We start from the raw sequence: 17,196 nt of genomic DNA, 5'->3' as shown, positions 1-17,196 counted from the left end.
GTTCTAGGAGGTTATTCATGCCACAAGGGAAAATTGTGAAAGCTCTTAGTGGTTTTTACTATGTGCAAGACGGCGAAAGAATGATTCAATGCAGAGGTAGAGGTATTTTTCGGAAAAATAAGATCACCCCACTTGTTGGTGATGAAGTTGAATACCAGGCAGATAATGATCAAGAGGGCTATATACTTGAGATATTTGACCGAAAAAATGAACTTGTCAGACCACCTATTTGTAATGTGGACCAAGCGATTCTTGTTTTTTCGGCAGTTGAACCTGATTTTAGTCCAGCGTTGCTTGATCGCTTCCTTGTTTTGATTGAAGCTAATGATATTGAGCCAATACTAGTTATTAGTAAGGCAGATTTAATTCCATCAGAGAATATAAAAGAAAAAGTGTTGTCATATGCTAAAGATTATCAAAATGCAGGGTACAAAGTGTTATTAACCTCTACTGTTGAATCTAGTGTAGAACATGATTTACAACCGATTCTAGATAATAAAATTTCAGTTTTTGCTGGACAATCTGGAGTAGGGAAATCATCATTATTAAATGTTTTAAGACCAGATCTTGATCTAAAGACAGATGATATTTCAACACATTTAGGGCGCGGTAAGCATACGACAAGACATGTAGAATTAATTGCAGCAGGTTCTGGCTTTGTTGCAGATACACCTGGTTTTAGTTCATTAGATTTTACAGGTATTGAGGTTGAAGATTTAACCTATTGTTTTCCGGAAATGAAAGAAAGAAGTGGGAATTGTAAATTTCGTGGTTGCACACATGTAAAAGAACCAAAATGTGCGATCAAAGAAGCGGTAGATAACGGAGAAATACCGCAATATCGATATGAACATTATTTAACCTTTGTTGAAGAAATAAAAGATAGAAAGCCGAGGTATTAGTATGATAAAAATTGCCCCATCAATCCTATCGGCAAATTTCGCGAAATTGGGTTTGGAGATTAAAGATGTAGAAAATGGAGGTGCTGACTACATTCATGTAGATGTAATGGATGGTCACTTTGTACCAAATATTACGATCGGGCCTTTAATTGTGGAAGCAATTCGACCTATTACAAAGCTTCCTTTAGATGTACACCTCATGATTGAACAACCAGACAGTTACATACATGAGTTTGTGCGTGCAGGTGCGGATATCATTACTGTACATGTTGAAGCATGTAAACATCTGCATAGAACCCTTCAATTAATCAAGTCAGAAGGTATTAAGGCAGGTGTTGTATTAAACCCACATACACCTATCGAGTCAATACAGCATGTTCTAGAGGATATTGATATGGTTTTATTAATGACAGTAAATCCTGGTTTTGGGGGACAAGCTTTTATTCCACAAGTTTTACCAAAAATAAAACAGCTTGCTACGATTATTAAAGAAAAACAGCTTCCAATCGAAATTGAAGTGGATGGTGGAATTAACGAAGAAACGGCCAAGCTTTGTGTTGAAGCAGGAGCAACTGTACTTGTTGCAGGCTCGGCTATTTATAATAAACCCGATCGCCATCAAGCAATTCAGAGCTTAAAACAAGCCATTCATTCATAAAACTGAAATAAACTCATCCAAGATTTAAATCAAAACAATAATGAGTTCTGACGCATTCCGTGTGTCAGACTTTTTTTATACCATTAGCAATAAAACCTCCGGTACTCGATTCAAGAGATAAGCAACTACAAAGAAGCTGGGCTTATCCGACGAAGGTTAGAATGCGGGGTTCAGGCTTAGCCTAGCCCATAGGACGTAGCGTTTTTAAGCGTGATAAGTCAAGGTATCCATTAGTGAGGATAAAGAAAACAAATCTAATAAAATTTTGATCTATAAGGAGTAAATATGAAAACAATCGCACTTGTTGCAGGAGGACCAAAAGAAAACCTCCCTGTATTAATAGATTATCATCACGATGATGTTATATGGGTTGGAATTGACAGAGGGGCGTTATACATACAAGAGTCGGGATTGCCCCTAAACTATGCTTTTGGAGATTTTGACTCCATTACAAATGAAGAGAGGAATGAGTTAACAAGGGCTTTCACTAATTTGTCTATTTTTTCAGCTGAAAAGGATAAAACAGATACAGAGCTTGCATTAGAATGGGCAGTGCAACAATCACATGAATTCATTCAAATTTTTGGAGCAACTGGTGGAAGAATCGACCATATGCTAGGGAATATTCAACTCCTTTCTAAAACAATAAATTATAATACGAAAATTGAAATAATCGATCGACAAAATCATATCACGCTCTTCACTCCAGGAACATATACAATAAAGAAACGCAAGGAGTGGAAATATATATCGTTTATTCCGATTAGTCATGAAGTGAAGGGTATTACGCTAGAAGGATTTAAATATCCATTAAAAAATTGTCATATCAGCATTGGATCGACATTATGTATTAGTAATGAACTCATTCATGAACTAGGTACTTTTTCTTTTCATGACGGCATAATATTAATGATAAGAAGTCGAGATTAAGCCTTGTGGATTCAAAGAGATAAGGTCTCGCGTCATTTTTTTCCACAGACTGAATATAATGCTAAAGAACTGATTTAATTTTTTGAAACTTTGACGCTAATAGTACCTTTAAACAAGCATGTTTAATGATTTGGTTGAGGAGGGAAACAATGAGATTTTATACGATCAAGCTACCAAAGTTTTTAGGAGGAATTGTTCGAGCAATGCTCGGTTCGTTTAAAAAAGATTAAGAAAAAAGCACCGTAATTTCGGTGCTTTTTTCTTAGCTTATGTGTTTTATATTTATGGAATATGAAACATAGCTGCAATATAGCAAACTAAGATAAGCTATCATTTCATGTTTTCTGCTTTATAGGTAGTTCAAAAAGTCCGGGAAAAATAGCTATCGAATTTCTACGAAGCTTGTTTTTTCGACTTCTAACGTATATATACGTTTTGGTGGTTGAAAATTTTGCTTTATTGAAGTTCTAGGCTCTTTTTGTCTTCCTTTTTGAACATTAATTTAGAGAGAGCTTAATATGAATTAAACTCGCTCAACTTTACCTGATCTTAAAGCGCGAGCAGATACATATACTTTTTTTGGTTTACCGTTAACTAAGATGCGAACTTTTTGAAGGTTTGCGCCCCAAGTACGTTTATTAGCGTTCATCGCGTGTGAACGTGCATTACCTGAGCGAGTCTTTCTACCAGTAACAACGCATTTACGTGCCATGTTATTCCCTCCTTACTACAAAAAAACCTAACATTTTTTACAATAGTCATGTACATAGCCATGAGATACTTTAATAATTTATCATAACTGCCTCAGGAATGCAATACTTCAACGTAAAGCTTTCAAGAATTTTTCCTTGACATAGTATTTTATGATGTATTGTATAATAATATGGAAAAAAGGAATTACATTTAGTTCTTTTATGGTTTCTTACCGATCAAGCCGCTTCTGCTTTTCAAGGTGTCTGGCTCCACCGCCTAGCCCCTCGAGTCATAAGCCACTCCATAATTGAAGGCAAATAACGCCTTCTATTATAAATCGTCTTATGCTTTTCGGGGCTGATCAAGCCGCTTCCGCTTTTCATTTGTCCATGCTTATAGTAAAATAACTATAGCCAGTGAGAGCAATTCCAAAGGGGGAACGATCATGTCCATTGAATTAAAAACGAAGTACGGACAAATTGATATATCAAACGAGGTCATTGCAACTGTTGCCGGTGGTGCAGCAATTGACTGCTATGGTATTGTTGGAATGGCATCAAAGAATCAAATAAAAGACGGTCTTACAGAAATTCTAAGAAAAGAAAACTTTAGCAGAGGCGTAATTGTTCGCCAAGAAGACGAAACGATTTATATTGATATGTATATTATCGTCAGCTATGGTACAAAAATTTCTGAAGTCGCACATAACGTTCAAACAAAAGTTAAGTATACGTTAGACCAGACGGTTGGACTTGCTGTTGATTCCGTAAATATTTTTGTACAAGGTGTTCGTGTAGCGAACTCGTAGTAAGGAGGAAATTACCTGTGTCAATTACAACTTTAGATGGTAAGCGTTTTGCAGAGATGATTTTGCAAGGGGCAAACCACCTATCGAATAATGCAAAATTAGTCGATGCACTTAACGTTTTTCCAGTTCCTGATGGTGACACTGGAACGAACATGAATTTATCGATGACATCAGGGGCAAAAGAAGTCCAAAACAATACATCAGATCATATCGGTAAGGTTGGTAGCGCTCTATCAAAAGGTCTACTAATGGGTGCTAGAGGAAATTCTGGTGTTATACTTTCGCAGTTATTCAGAGGTTTCTCAAAATCAATTGAATCGAAGCAGTCGATTAACAGTTTAGAATTTGCTAACGCACTACAGGCAGGTGTTGATACAGCGTATAAAGCAGTCATGAAGCCTGTAGAAGGTACAATTTTAACTGTTGCAAAAGACGCTGCTAAAGCTGCAGTGCTTGCAGCAGAAAATGAGATTTCTATCGATAAATTAATGGAATTAACATTAAAAGAAGCTAATAATTCATTAAAGCGTACACCTGATCTTCTTCCAGTATTAAAAGAGGTTGGAGTAGTCGATAGCGGTGGTCAGGGGTTAGTGTTTGTATATGAAGGGTTCTTAACTGTTCTAAAAGGAGAAAAACTTTCAACAATAAATGCATCAATGCCGTCTATGAATGAACTTGTAAACGCTGAGCATCATAAAAGTGTTCAATCTCATATTAACACTGAAGACATTGAGTTTGGCTATTGTACTGAGTTCATGGTGCGTTTTGAAGCTGGTAAGACACCATTCAATGAAGATAACTTCAGAAATGATTTAAGTCAATTTGGTGATTCATTACTCGTTATCGCTGATGATGAGCTTGCAAAAGTACATATACATGCAGAACATCCTGGTGAGGTTTTGTCATACGGTCAAAAGTATGGAAACCTTATTAACATGAAAATCGAAAATATGCGTCAACAACATACTAATATTGTTGGTGAAAATCCACAAGCTGCTTCTACAGCAGAATCAAAGCAAGAAAAGCAGAAATATGGCATCGTGACCGTAACAATGGGCAAAGGTATTGCAGAGCTATTTAGAAGCATCGGAGCGAATGAAGTGATTGAAGGTGGACAAACGATGAATCCTAGTACAGAGGATATCGTGCAAGCAATCAAAGATGTTCATGCTGAAACCATTATCATCCTTCCTAATAACTCAAATATTGTCATGGCGGCACAACAAGCTGCCTCTGTTGTTGAAGAAAATGTCATTGTCATTCCTTCTAAAACAGTACCACAAGGAATGGCTGCATTACTCGCTTTTAATCCTACTGCAGATCCTAGTGATGTAGAAAATGCACTAATTGATGCCTTAAGCAATGTGAAAAGCGGTCAAATAACGTATGCAGTTCGCGATACGAATATTGATGGACTTGATATTACAAAAGGGGACTTCATGGGGATTTTGAATGGTAAAATCACCATTACAGATCGTGATCAACTAGCTGCTTCGAAGAAACTACTTTCAGAAATGATTTCTGCCGAGGATGAGATTTTAACGATTATCCAAGGTGAAGACGCAAACGATGAAGAAGTAGAGAAACTCGTTCAATTTGTTGAAGAACAGTTTGAGGACATTGAAGTTGAAACACATAAAGGTGAACAACCTCTATATTCCTATATTTTCTCAGTTGAATAAAATCACACTTAAAAACTCGGCATTTGCCGAGTTTTTTGAGTTGGATAATTGAAGAATTCCTCTGTTACAAACTTCTAATAACCAATTTTCCATGATGAAAATTTAATTATATATAAGAACTTTTGTCAAAATATTAGTTCAGTCTTTTGGATTAGTAAGCTTGTACAGCTTGAAGGGAAATCTGTTAAACTAAGCATATTACGTATGTTGCAAGAAAAGAACAAGCACAAGGAGGTTAGCTGCGACTCCTGAAGGTCAACAGCTAAAGACCATAATAATAGGGAATCGCAAAATAAATGTGAAGAAAAGACTAGCAGAACCTATTTCAACAATTAAAGGTGTTGGTGATGAAACAGAAGACCTTTTAAACGATTTAGGTATATATACAATTGATGATCTTTTAGAATATTTTCCATATAGATATGATGACAACAGCTTAAAAGACCTTGCAGATGTTAAACATGATGAAAGAGTAACGGTGGAGGGGAAGGTTCATAGTGAACCGTTACTTTCTTATTTTGGTAAAAAGCGTTCTCGCCTTACATTCCGTTTATTAGTTGGTCGATACTTACTTTCTGCGGTTTGTTTCAATCGTCCTTATTTTAAGAATAAACTTACGATCGATTCAACGGTGACCGTTATAGGAAAGTGGGATAAGCATCGACAAACCATAACCGTTCAAGAACTTACATTTGGACCTAAGCAAGTGCTTAATGGAATTGAACCAGTATATTCTGTAAAAGGTAAGCTTACAATTAAAGGAATGAGGAAATTTATTTCTCTTGCGTTAAATGAGTTTTTAGATGAAGTAGAAGAAATCCTTCCAACAGAGCTTTTGCAAAAATATAAGCTTCAGACGAGAAAGGAAGCATTACGTTCGATTCATCTACCAGATGGAAAGGAAGAATTAAAGCAGGCAAGAAGGCGCTTTGTATATGAAGAATTTCTTTTATTTCAGTTGAAGATGCAAACGTTACGCAAAGTGCAGAGAGAACAGTCAAAGGGAATATCGCATGAGTTTTCTGAAGAAAGTCATGAGAACTTTATTAAGGCATTACCTTTTCCTCTAACGAAAGCTCAAGCACGTGTAATTAATGAAATAATAACAGATATGAAGTCGCCATTTAGAATGAACCGATTACTTCAAGGAGATGTTGGATCCGGAAAAACAGTAGTTGCAGCAATTGGAGTTTATGCTGCAATTTTATCTGGGTATCAAGCTGCTTTAATGGTCCCAACGGAGATTTTAGCTGAACAACATGCAGAGTCTTTATCAAACTTGTTTGAATCATTTGATGTAAATGTCGCTCTGTTAACAAGCTCTGTTAAAGGTAAGAAACGCCGCGAGCTTTTAGAAAAGGTGAAAAATAATGAGATTCAGCTTTTAATTGGGACACATGCTCTGATTCAAGATGACATTCATTTTCACAAGCTTGGCTTAGTTATTACAGATGAACAACATCGATTTGGAGTTGAGCAAAGACGGATGCTACGTGAAAAGGGAGTTAATACAGATGTTTTATTTATGACAGCTACCCCGATTCCTCGAACACTAGCGATTACTGCGTTTGGAGAAATGGATGTCTCTGTTATAGATGAGTTGCCTGCTGGGAGAAAAACAATTGAAACATATTGGGTAAAGCCAACAATGCTTGAGCGAATTTTAGCTTTTATTGAAAAAGAAGTATCTAAGGGGCGTCAAGCTTATGTGATCTGTCCTTTGATCGAGGAATCAGATAAGCTTGATGTGCAAAATGCGCTGGATGTTCATAGTATGCTCAACTCTTATTATAAAGGTCGTTATCAGGTAGGGCTTATGCATGGTAGGCTAACATCTGATGAGAAAGATACTGTAATGCGAAGCTTTAGTCAAAATGAGGTAAATATTTTAGTCTCAACAACAGTTGTTGAGGTTGGTGTAAATGTCCCTAATGCAACAACAATGGTTATATATGATGCAGAGCGTTTTGGCTTGTCACAGCTTCATCAGCTCCGCGGTCGAGTGGGAAGAGGAAGTGAACAGTCATATTGTATTTTACTAGCTGATCCGAAATCAGAAGCAGGAAAAGAAAGAATGAAGATTATGACAGATACGAATGACGGCTTTGTTTTATCAGAAAGAGATTTAGAGTTGAGGGGCCCAGGAGATTTCTTCGGTAAAAAACAAAGTGGTATGCCGATTTTCAAAGTTGCTGACATGGTCCATGATTATCGTGCATTAGAAGTTGCAAGACAAGATGCCGTAGAATTAGTTCGTTCAAAATCTTTTTGGGTTGAAGATAAATATGAAGGGTTAAGAATGTACTTAATTCGATCAGGTATTCTAGATGGGGAGAAGTTAGATTAATAGATTAAATGGTTTTGAAATAGTTTTCTCTAGCTCCAGCGCCTAGTCCCTCAAGTCAAAAGCTACTCCTGAATTGAAGGGAAGAACACCTTCATTTCAAGAGTGTCTTATGCTTTTCGGGGCTGTTCAAGGCGCTTTCGCTTTTCTACTGTCTAGCTCCAGCGCCTAGTCCCTCAAGTCAAAAGCTACTCCTGAATTGAAGGGAAGAGCACCTTCATTTCAGGAGTGTCTTATGCTTTTCGGGGCTGTTCAAGGCACTTCCGCTTTTCTACTTGCATTCTTTTTTCTTTATCTATATACTACTATTAGTACCTAGTCTTAATAGTTCGGACGGTGTCATAGGGATATGAGAAAAAATAAAAAAGAGAGACAGCAATTATTACAGGAAACTATAGGTGAAACACCTTTTATAACAGATGAGGAATTAGCTGATAAGTTCCAAGTGAGTATCCAAACAATTCGTCTTGACCGCTTAGAATTGTCAATTCCAGAATTAAGAGAACGTATAAAACATGTTGCAGAAAAGAAACTAGACGATGAAGTGAAATCGTTACATATAGAAGAAGTTATCGGAGAAATTATTGATCTTCAGTTAGATGATTCAGCAATTTCTATTTTAGAAATTAAAAAAGAGCATGTTTTTAGTAGGAACCAAATTGCTCGTGGTCATCATTTGTTTGCACAAGCAAATTCATTAGCAGTTGCTGTTATTAATGATGAGTTGGCGCTAACTGCAACTGCAAATATTCGATTTACTCGACAAGTAATGGAAAATGAACGGGTAATTGCGAAAGCAAAGGTTGTAAAGGGCGAATCTGAAAAAGGACGTACGACTGTTGAAGTAAACAGCTATGTCGGAAGTGAATTAGTGTTTTCAGGTGAATTTGACATGTATCGCTCAAATCCAGCACAAAGGTAGGTAGCATAAATATGAAGTTAGCAATCGACGCAATGGGTGGAGATAATGCCCCACAGGCTGTAGTAGAAGGTGTTATAAAAGCCATTTCTGCTTTTTCAGACTTAGAGGTGACACTTTTTGGTCATGAAGATAAAATTAAACCCTATTTAACAGATCAGACGAGAATTAAAGTTATACATACAGATGAAGTTATTGAAAGTACAGATGAACCAGTACGTGCTGTTAGAAGAAAAAAGAATGCTTCTATGGTGCTAATGGCTAATGAAGTGAAGGAAGGACGAGCAGATGGCTGTATATCTGCTGGTAATACTGGGGCATTGATGACAGCCGGTCTATTTATTGTAGGTAGAATTGAAGGAATTGAACGGCCAGCACTTTCACCAACATTACCAACTTTGGATGGAAAAGGCTTTTTATTTTTAGACGTCGGTGCAAATGTGGACGCTAAACCAGAACATTTGCTTCAATATGCAATCATGGGCTCAATTTATGTAGAAAAGGTGCGTGGAATTAAGAATCCTCGTATCGGCCTATTAAATGTTGGAACGGAAGATAAAAAAGGAAATGAATTAACGAAACAAGCTTTCGAACTTTTAAAAAATACTCAGTTAAATTTCGTTGGAAATGTTGAATCAAGGGACTTGATGAATTCTATTGCAGATGTTGTTGTAACTGATGGCTTTACCGGAAATATAGCTCTAAAGACTATTGAAGGTACCGCATTATCTGTGTTTTCAATGATGAAGTCTGCTTTAACAAGCAATTTGAAGTCGAAATTAGCTGCAGGGATATTAAAACCTGAGCTCCGAGGAATAAAGCAGAAAATGGATTACTCTGAATATGGTGGAGCCGCACTTTTTGGCTTGAAGGCACCCGTTATTAAAGCACACGGTTCATCTGATGCTAATGCCATTTACAACGCGATCCGTCAAACACGTGAAATGGTTTCGAACAATGTTTCTGATACAATTCACGCTTCACTTTAAGGTGAGGTAGAGTAAGAATTAGAAGAAAACCAGAAAGAAATGAGAGGGACAGAGATATGACAAAACTAGCATTTTTATTTCCTGGACAAGGGTCACAAGCTGTTGGCATGGGGAAAGATCTTTTTGATCACGTACTTGAATCAAAACGTATTTTTGAAGCAGCAGATAACCGCTTAGGTGAGAAGCTAACAGAACTTATTTTTGAAGGACCTCAGGATACATTGACATTAACTTATAATGCCCAGCCTGCATTGTTAACAACAAGCATTGCGATATTGGAGCATTTTAAACAGCACGGAATAACTGCAGACTATGTTGCCGGACACAGTCTTGGAGAATACACAGCACTTGTCGCAGCAGGTGTTTTAAGCTTTGAGGATGCTGTTTATGCTGTGAAAAAACGCGGTGAGTTTATGGATGAAGCTGTACCAGCAGGTCAAGGGGCAATGGCGGCAATTTTAGGTATGTCTGTAGAAAAGCTTGAGAGTGTTACATCTGAAGTAACAAATACAGGACATTCTGTTCAATTAGCTAATTTAAACTGTCCTGGTCAAATTGTGATTTCAGGTACAGCTGAAGGGGTCGAACAAGCTTCTGCAATCGCAAAAGAAAAAGGTGCGAAACGTGCGATTCCGTTAGTAGTTAGTGGTCCGTTTCATTCAGAGCTTATGAAGCCAGCAGCAAATCAATTACAGGAAGTTCTTTCAGAATTAAGCTTTCAAGATGCAACAATTCCAGTCATTGCAAATGTAACGGCGAATCCAGTTGAGAGCCAAGAAGAAATTAAGGATTTACTTGTGAAACAGTTATACTCTCCTGTAAGATGGGAAGAATCTGTAAAAACAATGATTGAAAACGGCGTAACGACATTTATTGAAATTGGGCCAGGTAAGGTATTGTCAGGATTAGTGAAAAAAATTGATCGATCTGCTACTGTTTATTCTATATCAGATCAAGAAACAATGAATACAACTGTTGAGAAGCTTAAGGGGGAGTCGTAATGCTAGAGAACAAAGTAGCATTAGTTACAGGTGCGTCACGTGGAATTGGAAAAGCTATTGCGCTTGAATTAGCTGAAAATGGTGCAAGTGTAGCTGTCAATTATGCTGGTAGTGAAGCGAAAGCAAATGAAGTTGTAGATGAGATTAAAGCAAATGGTGGAAACGCCTTTGCTATTAAAGCAGATGTATCAAATACTGAGGATGTTCAAAATATGATTAAAGAAGTTATTAGTCAATTTGGTCAATTAGATATCCTCGTGAATAATGCAGGAATAACTCGCGATAATCTACTAATGAGAATGAAAGATGCTGAATGGGACGATGTTATTAATACGAACCTAAAAGGTGTATTCCTTTGTACAAAAGGTGTTACTCGTCAGATGATGAAGCAACGAAGCGGTCGTATTATTAATATAACTTCTGTAGTTGGGGTAAGTGGAAATGCAGGACAAGCAAATTACGTAGCTGCAAAAGCTGGTGTCATTGGTCTAACAAAAACAACAGCAAAAGAGCTTGCATCTAGAAATATTACTGTAAATGCAGTTGCACCTGGCTTTATCACAACAGATATGACAGATGAGCTATCAGAAGAGATGAAAGCCGAAATGTTAAAACAAATTCCTTTAGCAAAATTAGGAGAACCTAGTGATATCGCAAATATTGTTACCTTCCTTGCTTCGGAAAAAAGCAAATATATTACTGGTCAAACCATGCATGTTAATGGCGGAATGGTAATGTAACCTGTGGTTGTGTCTAGTTCCAGCGCCTAGCCCCTCTAGGGTCTTGCCACTCAATAATTGAATGCAAAGAACGCCTTCTATTATTGAGCGTCTTATGCTAGTAGGGGCTGAACAAGGCGATTCCGGATTTCTTTTAAAAAATGCTAGTTTGAAACCTAGTTTTTCTATTAAAAATCACTTATAATACTTGAGGGGAGGTGAAGGAAAATGGCAGAAGTATTAGAACGTGTAACAAAGATTATCGTTGACCGTTTAGGTGTTGATGAGGCTGAGGTAAAATTAGAGTCTTCATTCAAAGATGATCTTGGAGCAGATTCCCTTGATGTAGTTGAGCTTGTTATGGAACTTGAAGATGAGTTCGATATGGAGATTTCTGACGAAGATGCAGAAAAGATCGGTACAGTGGGTGACGCTGTTAACTACATAAATAGCTTACAGTAATGTTTGCTTAAAAGTCCCGTATTCTTACGGGGCTTTACCCCTTTTATAAAGTAATTTTATGATTATGAAAAGATAAATTTCGGACGGAGTACACTTTTTTTGCTCCTGCGCCTTTTTTCCAAAAGCACAAAATGTGTGTGTGGAGTTACCACGATGAACGTCGTAAATGTAACTGCCTTTTAGGTCATAAGCCCCTCCCTAATTGAAGGTATTAACTCCTTTTATTATGGAGTGCCTTATTTTCTTAAGCTAAAAAATGCGCGCTTCCGTTTTTAAATGGAGGACCCTATGCCAAGACATATTAACTACAAAGAGAAAAGAACCTTTGCAAAAAAGGTAGAGGAATTCAAAAAATTTCAAGAGCTTATAGACCATTCATTCAAGAATGAAAAGCTTTTATATCAAGCTTTTACACATTCATCATATGTGAATGAGCATCGCAAGAAGCCTTATGAAGATAATGAGAGGCTTGAGTTTTTAGGAGATGCTGTTTTAGAGCTAACGATCTCACAGTACCTTTATAAAAAGTATCCGATGATGAGTGAAGGGGAGTTAACGAAACTACGTGCTGCAATTGTTTGTGAGCCTTCCTTAGTAGCATTTGCTAATAACCTTTCTTTTGGTAGCTTAGTGCTACTAGGAAAGGGTGAAGAAATGACTGGGGGGCGTGCTCGTCCTGCGTTACTTGCAGATGTATTTGAGGCATTTATTGGTGCTTTATATTTAGATCAGGGCTTGGAGGCTGTTGTACAATTTTTAGAACAGTTTGTTATTCCGAAGATTGACGAAGGTGCTTTTTCGCATGTGATGGATTTTAAAAGTCAACTGCAAGAATTTGTTCAAAGGGACACGAAGGGCATTTTAGAATATAAAATTCTTCAAGAAAAAGGACCTGCACATAATCGGGAATTTGTATCAACTGTATCATTAAATGGTGAAGTTTTTGGAACTGGGAGTGGCAGATCTAAGAAAGAAGCGGAACAGCATGCTGCACAGGAAGCATTATCAAGGCTCCAACAAATTAATAATTAACTTTTACTAGGGCAGACTCATTCGATGATGTCATGTACTTCACATTTTTATTAAATCATTTCCTTTAAGCAAATTGATTTATGGTGATAAACATGACTTACCTGAGTCGTCCTTTTTTCATGTCTTTAAAAGTTATCGACCTTTATCCGACATATTGTGATAAAATATGAGAGGATTTGTCATGTTTTAGACATGACTAATAAATGAAAATGTTTATTTGATCTTGACATTGATAGAGTGATTTTTCTAGCGTCTAGGAAATTATTAAAACTGTGGATAAGAGCGCTAGGCATCCAGCTTCAACGCCTAGCGCCTAGCCCCTCTTGGGTCTACAGCCACTCATGAATTGAAGGTAAAAAACACCTTCTATTCATGAGCGTCTTATTTGCCCTAGGCTGTTCAAGGTGCCATGAGCTTTTGTTAGCAGATTAAAATCACATACTAAATAGAAAAATAGTAAGGAGGAAATCACAATGTTCCTCAAACGATTGGATATTGTTGGATTCAAGTCCTTTGCTGAAAGAGTAACAGTGGACTTTGTAAAAGGTGTTACAGCAGTAGTTGGACCAAATGGAAGTGGCAAGAGTAATATTACTGATGGTATTAGATGGGTGTTGGGGGAGCAATCAGCTAAGTCTCTTCGAGGTGCAAAAATGGAGGATATCATTTTTGCTGGAAGTGATTCTAGGAAGGGTTTGAATATTGCTGAAGTGACATTAACGTTAGATAATGAAGATCATTTTCTGCCAATTGATTACCACGAAGTGAGTGTTACACGCCGTGTGTATCGTTCAGGAGAAAGTGAATTTTTTATTAATAAGCAAAGCTGCCGCCTAAAGGATATTATAGATTTATTTATGGACTCTGGTCTTGGGAAGGAAGCTTTTTCAATCATTAGCCAGGGTAAAGTTGAAGAAATCCTTAGCAGTAAATCAGAAGAGCGCAGAAGCATTTTTGAAGAAGCTGCAGGTGTTTTAAAATATAAGTCACGTAAAAAGAAGGCTGAATATAAATTAGCCGAAACACAGGAAAACCTAAATCGTGTTCATGACATTTTGCATGAGTTAGAGGGTCAGGTTGAACCATTAAAAATACAAGCATCTATTGCCAAGGATTTTTTGCAAAAGAAAGAAGAACTCGAACAAATTGAAGTAGCACTTACGGTTTATGAAATTGAAGAGCTCCACCAAAAATACGAAGCACTTGCTAAATCTGTTGATGATGGAAAAGATCGTGAACTTAAGCTTTCTGCAACCATGCAAAAAAGAGAAGCAGAAGTTGAGCGAATGCGCGATCATTTAATCGCATTAGATGATTCAGTTAATGATCTACAACAGGTTTTACTATTGGCAAGCGAAGAGTTAGAAAAGTTAGAAGGAAGAAAAGAAGTTTTAAAAGAGCGAAAGAAAAATGCCCATCAAAATAAGGCTCAATTAGAAAAATCAATAGAAGAATTAACTGAGCGACTTTTAGGGTTGAAAAAGGAAAAACAAGAGCAGGAAGCATTCTTGCAAAACTCTAAAAAAGAGCTAAAAACCATTCAAGATCAATTAGCAGAAAAACAACAGATGATGACATCTTACGATCAAAATATTGAGGAATTAATTGAAGGCTTAAAAAGTGAATACTTTGAACTTTTAAATGAGCAGGCTACAGCACGGAATGAAATTAATTATTTAGAAGAGCAGCTAAGTCAACAAGAGCGGAAAAATGCTAGACTGCTAGACTCGAATAAACGATATATAACAGAACGCGAAGATATTATTGAGAGAAAAACCAAAATCGAAGCGAAATACTCGCTAATTGAGAGCCAGTTATCTGATCAAATAAAGAGTTTCCGAGATGCACATACAAAACTTGAAAACCTAAAAAGTGCGTATCAAAAGAAGGAATCGACTTTATACCAGGCCTATCAGATACTCCAGCAAACTCGCTCAAGAAAAGAAGTCTTAGAATCAATGCAGGAGGATTATGCCGGGTTCTTCCAGGGTGTAAAGGAGATTTTAAAAGCAAAGGATAAGTTAGAAGGAATTCATGGAGCGGTTGCTGAATTAATTTCTACTGACAAAACCTACGAATCTGCAATTGAAATTGCCTTAAGTAGTTCGATGCAACATGTGGTTGTTGAAGATGAATCAGCAGCAAGGAAGGCGATTCAATTTTTAAAGCAGAACTCTTTTGGGCGAGCTACATTTTTACCATTAACAGTCATTAAGGAACGTTCAATCGGTTCACATGATCTTAAAACGATTCAGTCTCATCAAGCATTTGTTGGTGTTGCGACAAATTTGGTGAAGTATCAACCACAATTCAAATCCATTATTGGCAATCTTCTTGGAACGGTTATTGTTACTTCAGACCTAAAGGGTGCAAATGAGATCGCGAAACTCATGAATTATCGTTATCGACTTGTTACACTTCAGGGTGATGTTGTGAATCCTGGTGGATCAATGACAGGTGGTGCTGTTAAACAAAAAAATAATTCCTTATTAAGTCGCGGGCGTGAATTGGAAACAATTAATGAAAAATTAGCCGATATGGAAGAGAAGACAGCTAAGCTTGAACAAGATGTAAAGGTAACAAAGGAAACGATCAAAAAGCAAGAAGATATTCTCGAAGAGTTACGTTCTAAGGGTGAGAAGCTTCGTTTAGAAGAGCAAATGATCAGAAGTGAAATAAGGGAAATTGAATTAAATGAAAAGAATGTTAACGATCATTTAAAATTATATGATGCTGAAAGAGAATCATTTGAATCTGAAAAAGATAAGTTTTTAGCACGGAAAACTGAGCTTAGTAAAAATCTGCAGTCAATTTCTATGAAGCTTGATAAGCTAGATAAAGAGATCGAGAAAATGTCCGAGAAAAAGGTATCCCAGCAAACCTCAAAAGACGAATTACATGATGAGTTGACCGAATTAAAAGTCATCCTTGCTAGCAAACGTCAGGTTTATGAAAACCAAACGGAAAAGGTTGAACGGATAAACCAAGACTTGGAACAATCACAGGAAAAGTATGATGAAGCAACTGAAGATTATTCCTTGCTATCAAATGAAATGAATTCAAGTTCATCTGGTCAGGAAAAGCTAGAGGAAGCCGCGAGAAATAAGCTCCAGGATAAAAATAAAACGATTGAATTAATCGCTAGAAGACGTGAGGAACGACTCCAATTACATGAAAAACTTGAGTATGAGGAGCGTGAACTGAAGGAGTTAAAGCGTCAAGATAAGCAGCTTCAAGATAGTTTAAAGGATGAAGAGGTAAAATTAAATCGCTTAGATGTTGAATTAGATAATCGGCTTAACCACCTTCGAGAAGAATATTTGTTAACCTTTGAAGGTGCAAAAGAAAAATATATCCTTGAAATGGATATAAATGAAGCAAGAAAACGTGTGAAGCTGATCAGGCTTGCAATTGATGAGTTAGGAACGGTAAACTTAGGAGCGATTGATGAGTATGAACGAGTATTTGAACGCTTCACGTTCCTATCTGAGCAACGAAATGATTTGACCGAAGCAAAAGACACTCTTTACGAAGTTATTGGTGAAATGGACGAGGAAATGAAGAGAAGATTTGAGCAAACCTTTAATGCGATTCGTGCTCATTTTGAATCTGTTTTTCAGGCGTTATTTGGTGGTGGACGTGCTGAATTAAAGTTAACGGATCCAAATGACTTATTGAATACAGGTGTTGATATTGTTGCACAACCTCCAGGTAAAAAGCTGCAAAATCTTGGTTTGTTATCTGGTGGGGAACGAGCCCTAACAGCAATAGCCTTATTGTTCTCGATTTTGAAAGTTCGACCAGTACCTTTTTGTGTACTTGATGAAGTGGAGGCAGCACTTGATGAAGCAAATGTTCATCGCTTTGCACAATACCTGAAAAAATTCAGTCATGAAACACAATTTATCGTGATTACCCACCGTAAAGGAACAATGGAAGAAGCTGATGTCCTGTACGGAGTAACGATGCAGGAATCAGGTGTTTCTAAACTCGTATCTGTAAGACTTGAAGAATCAAAAGAACTCGTACAATCTAGCTGAAAGGATGAACAAGC

At 37.1% G+C, this 17,196-nt stretch carries 15 protein-coding genes; 14 read left to right on the top strand and 1 reads right to left on the bottom strand.

Features of this window, described 5'->3' with window-relative positions:
• The first annotated feature begins 17 nt into the window (after positions 1 to 17).
• The 4 genes from rsgA to spoVM all read left to right on the top strand — a co-directional run bounded on the left by rsgA (position 18) and on the right by spoVM (position 2,720).
• A complete protein-coding gene (rsgA, locus tag I7822_RS01970; RefSeq protein ID WP_207975094.1) occupies positions 18 to 902 on the top strand; it encodes a ribosome small subunit-dependent GTPase A in 885 nt (294 codons plus the stop codon).
• Between the two features lies 1 nt (position 903).
• A complete protein-coding gene (rpe, locus tag I7822_RS01965) occupies positions 904 to 1,560 on the top strand; it encodes a ribulose-phosphate 3-epimerase (RefSeq protein ID WP_207975093.1) in 657 nt (218 codons plus the stop codon).
• Positions 1,561 to 1,845: 285 nt separating this feature from the next.
• Positions 1,846 to 2,490 carry a thiamine diphosphokinase gene (locus I7822_RS01960; RefSeq protein ID WP_207975092.1) on the top strand — a complete coding sequence of 215 codons (645 nt, stop codon included), beginning with the start codon at positions 1,846 to 1,848 and terminating at the stop codon, positions 2,488 to 2,490.
• Between the two features lie 149 nt (positions 2,491 to 2,639).
• Positions 2,640 to 2,720: a stage V sporulation protein SpoVM gene (gene spoVM, locus I7822_RS01955; RefSeq protein ID WP_066337870.1), complete on the top strand. Its 81-nt coding sequence runs from the start codon at positions 2,640 to 2,642 to the stop codon at positions 2,718 to 2,720.
• 293 nt (positions 2,721 to 3,013) lie between these two features.
• Here the strand turns inward: spoVM and rpmB are convergent, their stop codons facing one another.
• Positions 3,014 to 3,202 (bottom strand): 50S ribosomal protein L28, encoded by a 189-nt coding sequence (gene rpmB / locus I7822_RS01950; RefSeq protein ID WP_066337865.1) that lies wholly within the window; start codon positions 3,200 to 3,202, stop codon positions 3,014 to 3,016.
• A 426-nt stretch (positions 3,203 to 3,628) separates the two neighbouring features.
• Between rpmB and I7822_RS01945 the strand changes: the two genes are divergently transcribed.
• From I7822_RS01945 to smc, 10 genes are all read left to right on the top strand, one after another.
• Positions 3,629 to 3,991, top strand: coding sequence for an Asp23/Gls24 family envelope stress response protein (locus tag I7822_RS01945; RefSeq protein WP_066337858.1), 363 nt, complete (start codon positions 3,629 to 3,631; stop codon positions 3,989 to 3,991).
• 17 nt (positions 3,992 to 4,008) lie between these two features.
• Positions 4,009 to 5,676 (top strand): DAK2 domain-containing protein, encoded by a 1,668-nt coding sequence (locus I7822_RS01940; protein ID WP_207975091.1) that lies wholly within the window; start codon positions 4,009 to 4,011, stop codon positions 5,674 to 5,676.
• Positions 5,677 to 5,974: 298 nt separating this feature from the next.
• Positions 5,975 to 8,023, top strand: a complete 2,049-nt coding sequence (gene recG, locus I7822_RS01935; RefSeq protein WP_207975090.1) for an ATP-dependent DNA helicase RecG — start codon at positions 5,975 to 5,977, stop codon at positions 8,021 to 8,023.
• 346 nt (positions 8,024 to 8,369) lie between these two features.
• On the top strand, positions 8,370 to 8,942 hold the full coding sequence (gene fapR, locus I7822_RS01930) for a transcription factor FapR (RefSeq protein WP_207975089.1): 573 nt from the start codon (positions 8,370 to 8,372) through the stop codon (positions 8,940 to 8,942).
• Between the two features lie 11 nt (positions 8,943 to 8,953).
• A complete protein-coding gene (gene plsX / locus I7822_RS01925) occupies positions 8,954 to 9,928 on the top strand; it encodes a phosphate acyltransferase PlsX (RefSeq protein ID WP_207975088.1) in 975 nt (324 codons plus the stop codon).
• 56 nt (positions 9,929 to 9,984) lie between these two features.
• Complete coding sequence (gene fabD, locus I7822_RS01920) at positions 9,985 to 10,929, top strand: ACP S-malonyltransferase (RefSeq protein ID WP_207975087.1); 945 nt, start codon at positions 9,985 to 9,987, stop codon at positions 10,927 to 10,929.
• Positions 10,929 to 11,669, top strand: a complete 741-nt coding sequence (gene fabG / locus I7822_RS01915; RefSeq protein WP_207975086.1) for a 3-oxoacyl-[acyl-carrier-protein] reductase — start codon at positions 10,929 to 10,931, stop codon at positions 11,667 to 11,669. The genes fabD and fabG overlap by 1 nt, the downstream gene beginning before the upstream one ends.
• Positions 11,670 to 11,876: 207 nt before the next feature.
• The gene (gene acpP, locus I7822_RS01910) at positions 11,877 to 12,110 is read left to right on the top strand and encodes an acyl carrier protein (RefSeq protein WP_066337843.1); all 234 of its coding nucleotides are present in this window, start codon (positions 11,877 to 11,879) and stop codon (positions 12,108 to 12,110) included.
• 288 nt (positions 12,111 to 12,398) lie between these two features.
• Positions 12,399 to 13,142, top strand: a complete 744-nt coding sequence (gene rnc / locus I7822_RS01905) for a ribonuclease III (protein ID WP_207975085.1) — start codon at positions 12,399 to 12,401, stop codon at positions 13,140 to 13,142.
• Positions 13,143 to 13,615: 473 nt separating this feature from the next.
• Positions 13,616 to 17,182, top strand: coding sequence for a chromosome segregation protein SMC (gene smc / locus I7822_RS01900; RefSeq protein WP_207975084.1), 3,567 nt, complete (start codon positions 13,616 to 13,618; stop codon positions 17,180 to 17,182).
• Positions 17,183 to 17,196 lie beyond the last annotated feature (14 nt).

The sequence above is a fragment of the Metabacillus bambusae genome (assembly GCF_017497975.1).
GTDB lineage: Bacteria > Bacillota > Bacilli > Bacillales > Bacillaceae > Metabacillus > Metabacillus bambusae.
The sequence above is the reverse complement of the archived record's forward strand: the minus strand, read 5'-3'. Positions and strand labels throughout refer to the sequence as shown.

Excerpts from the sequence above, each read along its gene's own strand:
- rsgA (WP_207975094.1), top strand. The coding sequence starts at position 18 with ATGCCACAAGGGAAAATTGTGAAAGCTCTTAGTGGTTTTTACTATGTG.
- rpe (WP_207975093.1), top strand. The coding sequence starts at position 904 with ATGATAAAAATTGCCCCATCAATCCTATCGGCAAATTTCGCGAAATTG.
- I7822_RS01960 (WP_207975092.1), top strand. The coding sequence starts at position 1,846 with ATGAAAACAATCGCACTTGTTGCAGGAGGACCAAAAGAAAACCTCCCT.
- spoVM (WP_066337870.1), top strand. The coding sequence starts at position 2,640 with ATGAGATTTTATACGATCAAGCTACCAAAGTTTTTAGGAGGAATTGTT.
- rpmB (WP_066337865.1), bottom strand. The coding sequence starts at position 3,202 with ATGGCACGTAAATGCGTTGTTACTGGTAGAAAGACTCGCTCAGGTAAT.
- I7822_RS01945 (WP_066337858.1), top strand. The coding sequence starts at position 3,629 with ATGTCCATTGAATTAAAAACGAAGTACGGACAAATTGATATATCAAAC.
- fapR (WP_207975089.1), top strand. The coding sequence starts at position 8,370 with ATGAGAAAAAATAAAAAAGAGAGACAGCAATTATTACAGGAAACTATA.
- plsX (WP_207975088.1), top strand. The coding sequence starts at position 8,954 with ATGAAGTTAGCAATCGACGCAATGGGTGGAGATAATGCCCCACAGGCT.
- fabD (WP_207975087.1), top strand. The coding sequence starts at position 9,985 with ATGACAAAACTAGCATTTTTATTTCCTGGACAAGGGTCACAAGCTGTT.
- fabG (WP_207975086.1), top strand. The coding sequence starts at position 10,929 with ATGCTAGAGAACAAAGTAGCATTAGTTACAGGTGCGTCACGTGGAATT.
- acpP (WP_066337843.1), top strand. The coding sequence starts at position 11,877 with ATGGCAGAAGTATTAGAACGTGTAACAAAGATTATCGTTGACCGTTTA.
- rnc (WP_207975085.1), top strand. The coding sequence starts at position 12,399 with ATGCCAAGACATATTAACTACAAAGAGAAAAGAACCTTTGCAAAAAAG.
- smc (WP_207975084.1), top strand. The coding sequence starts at position 13,616 with ATGTTCCTCAAACGATTGGATATTGTTGGATTCAAGTCCTTTGCTGAA.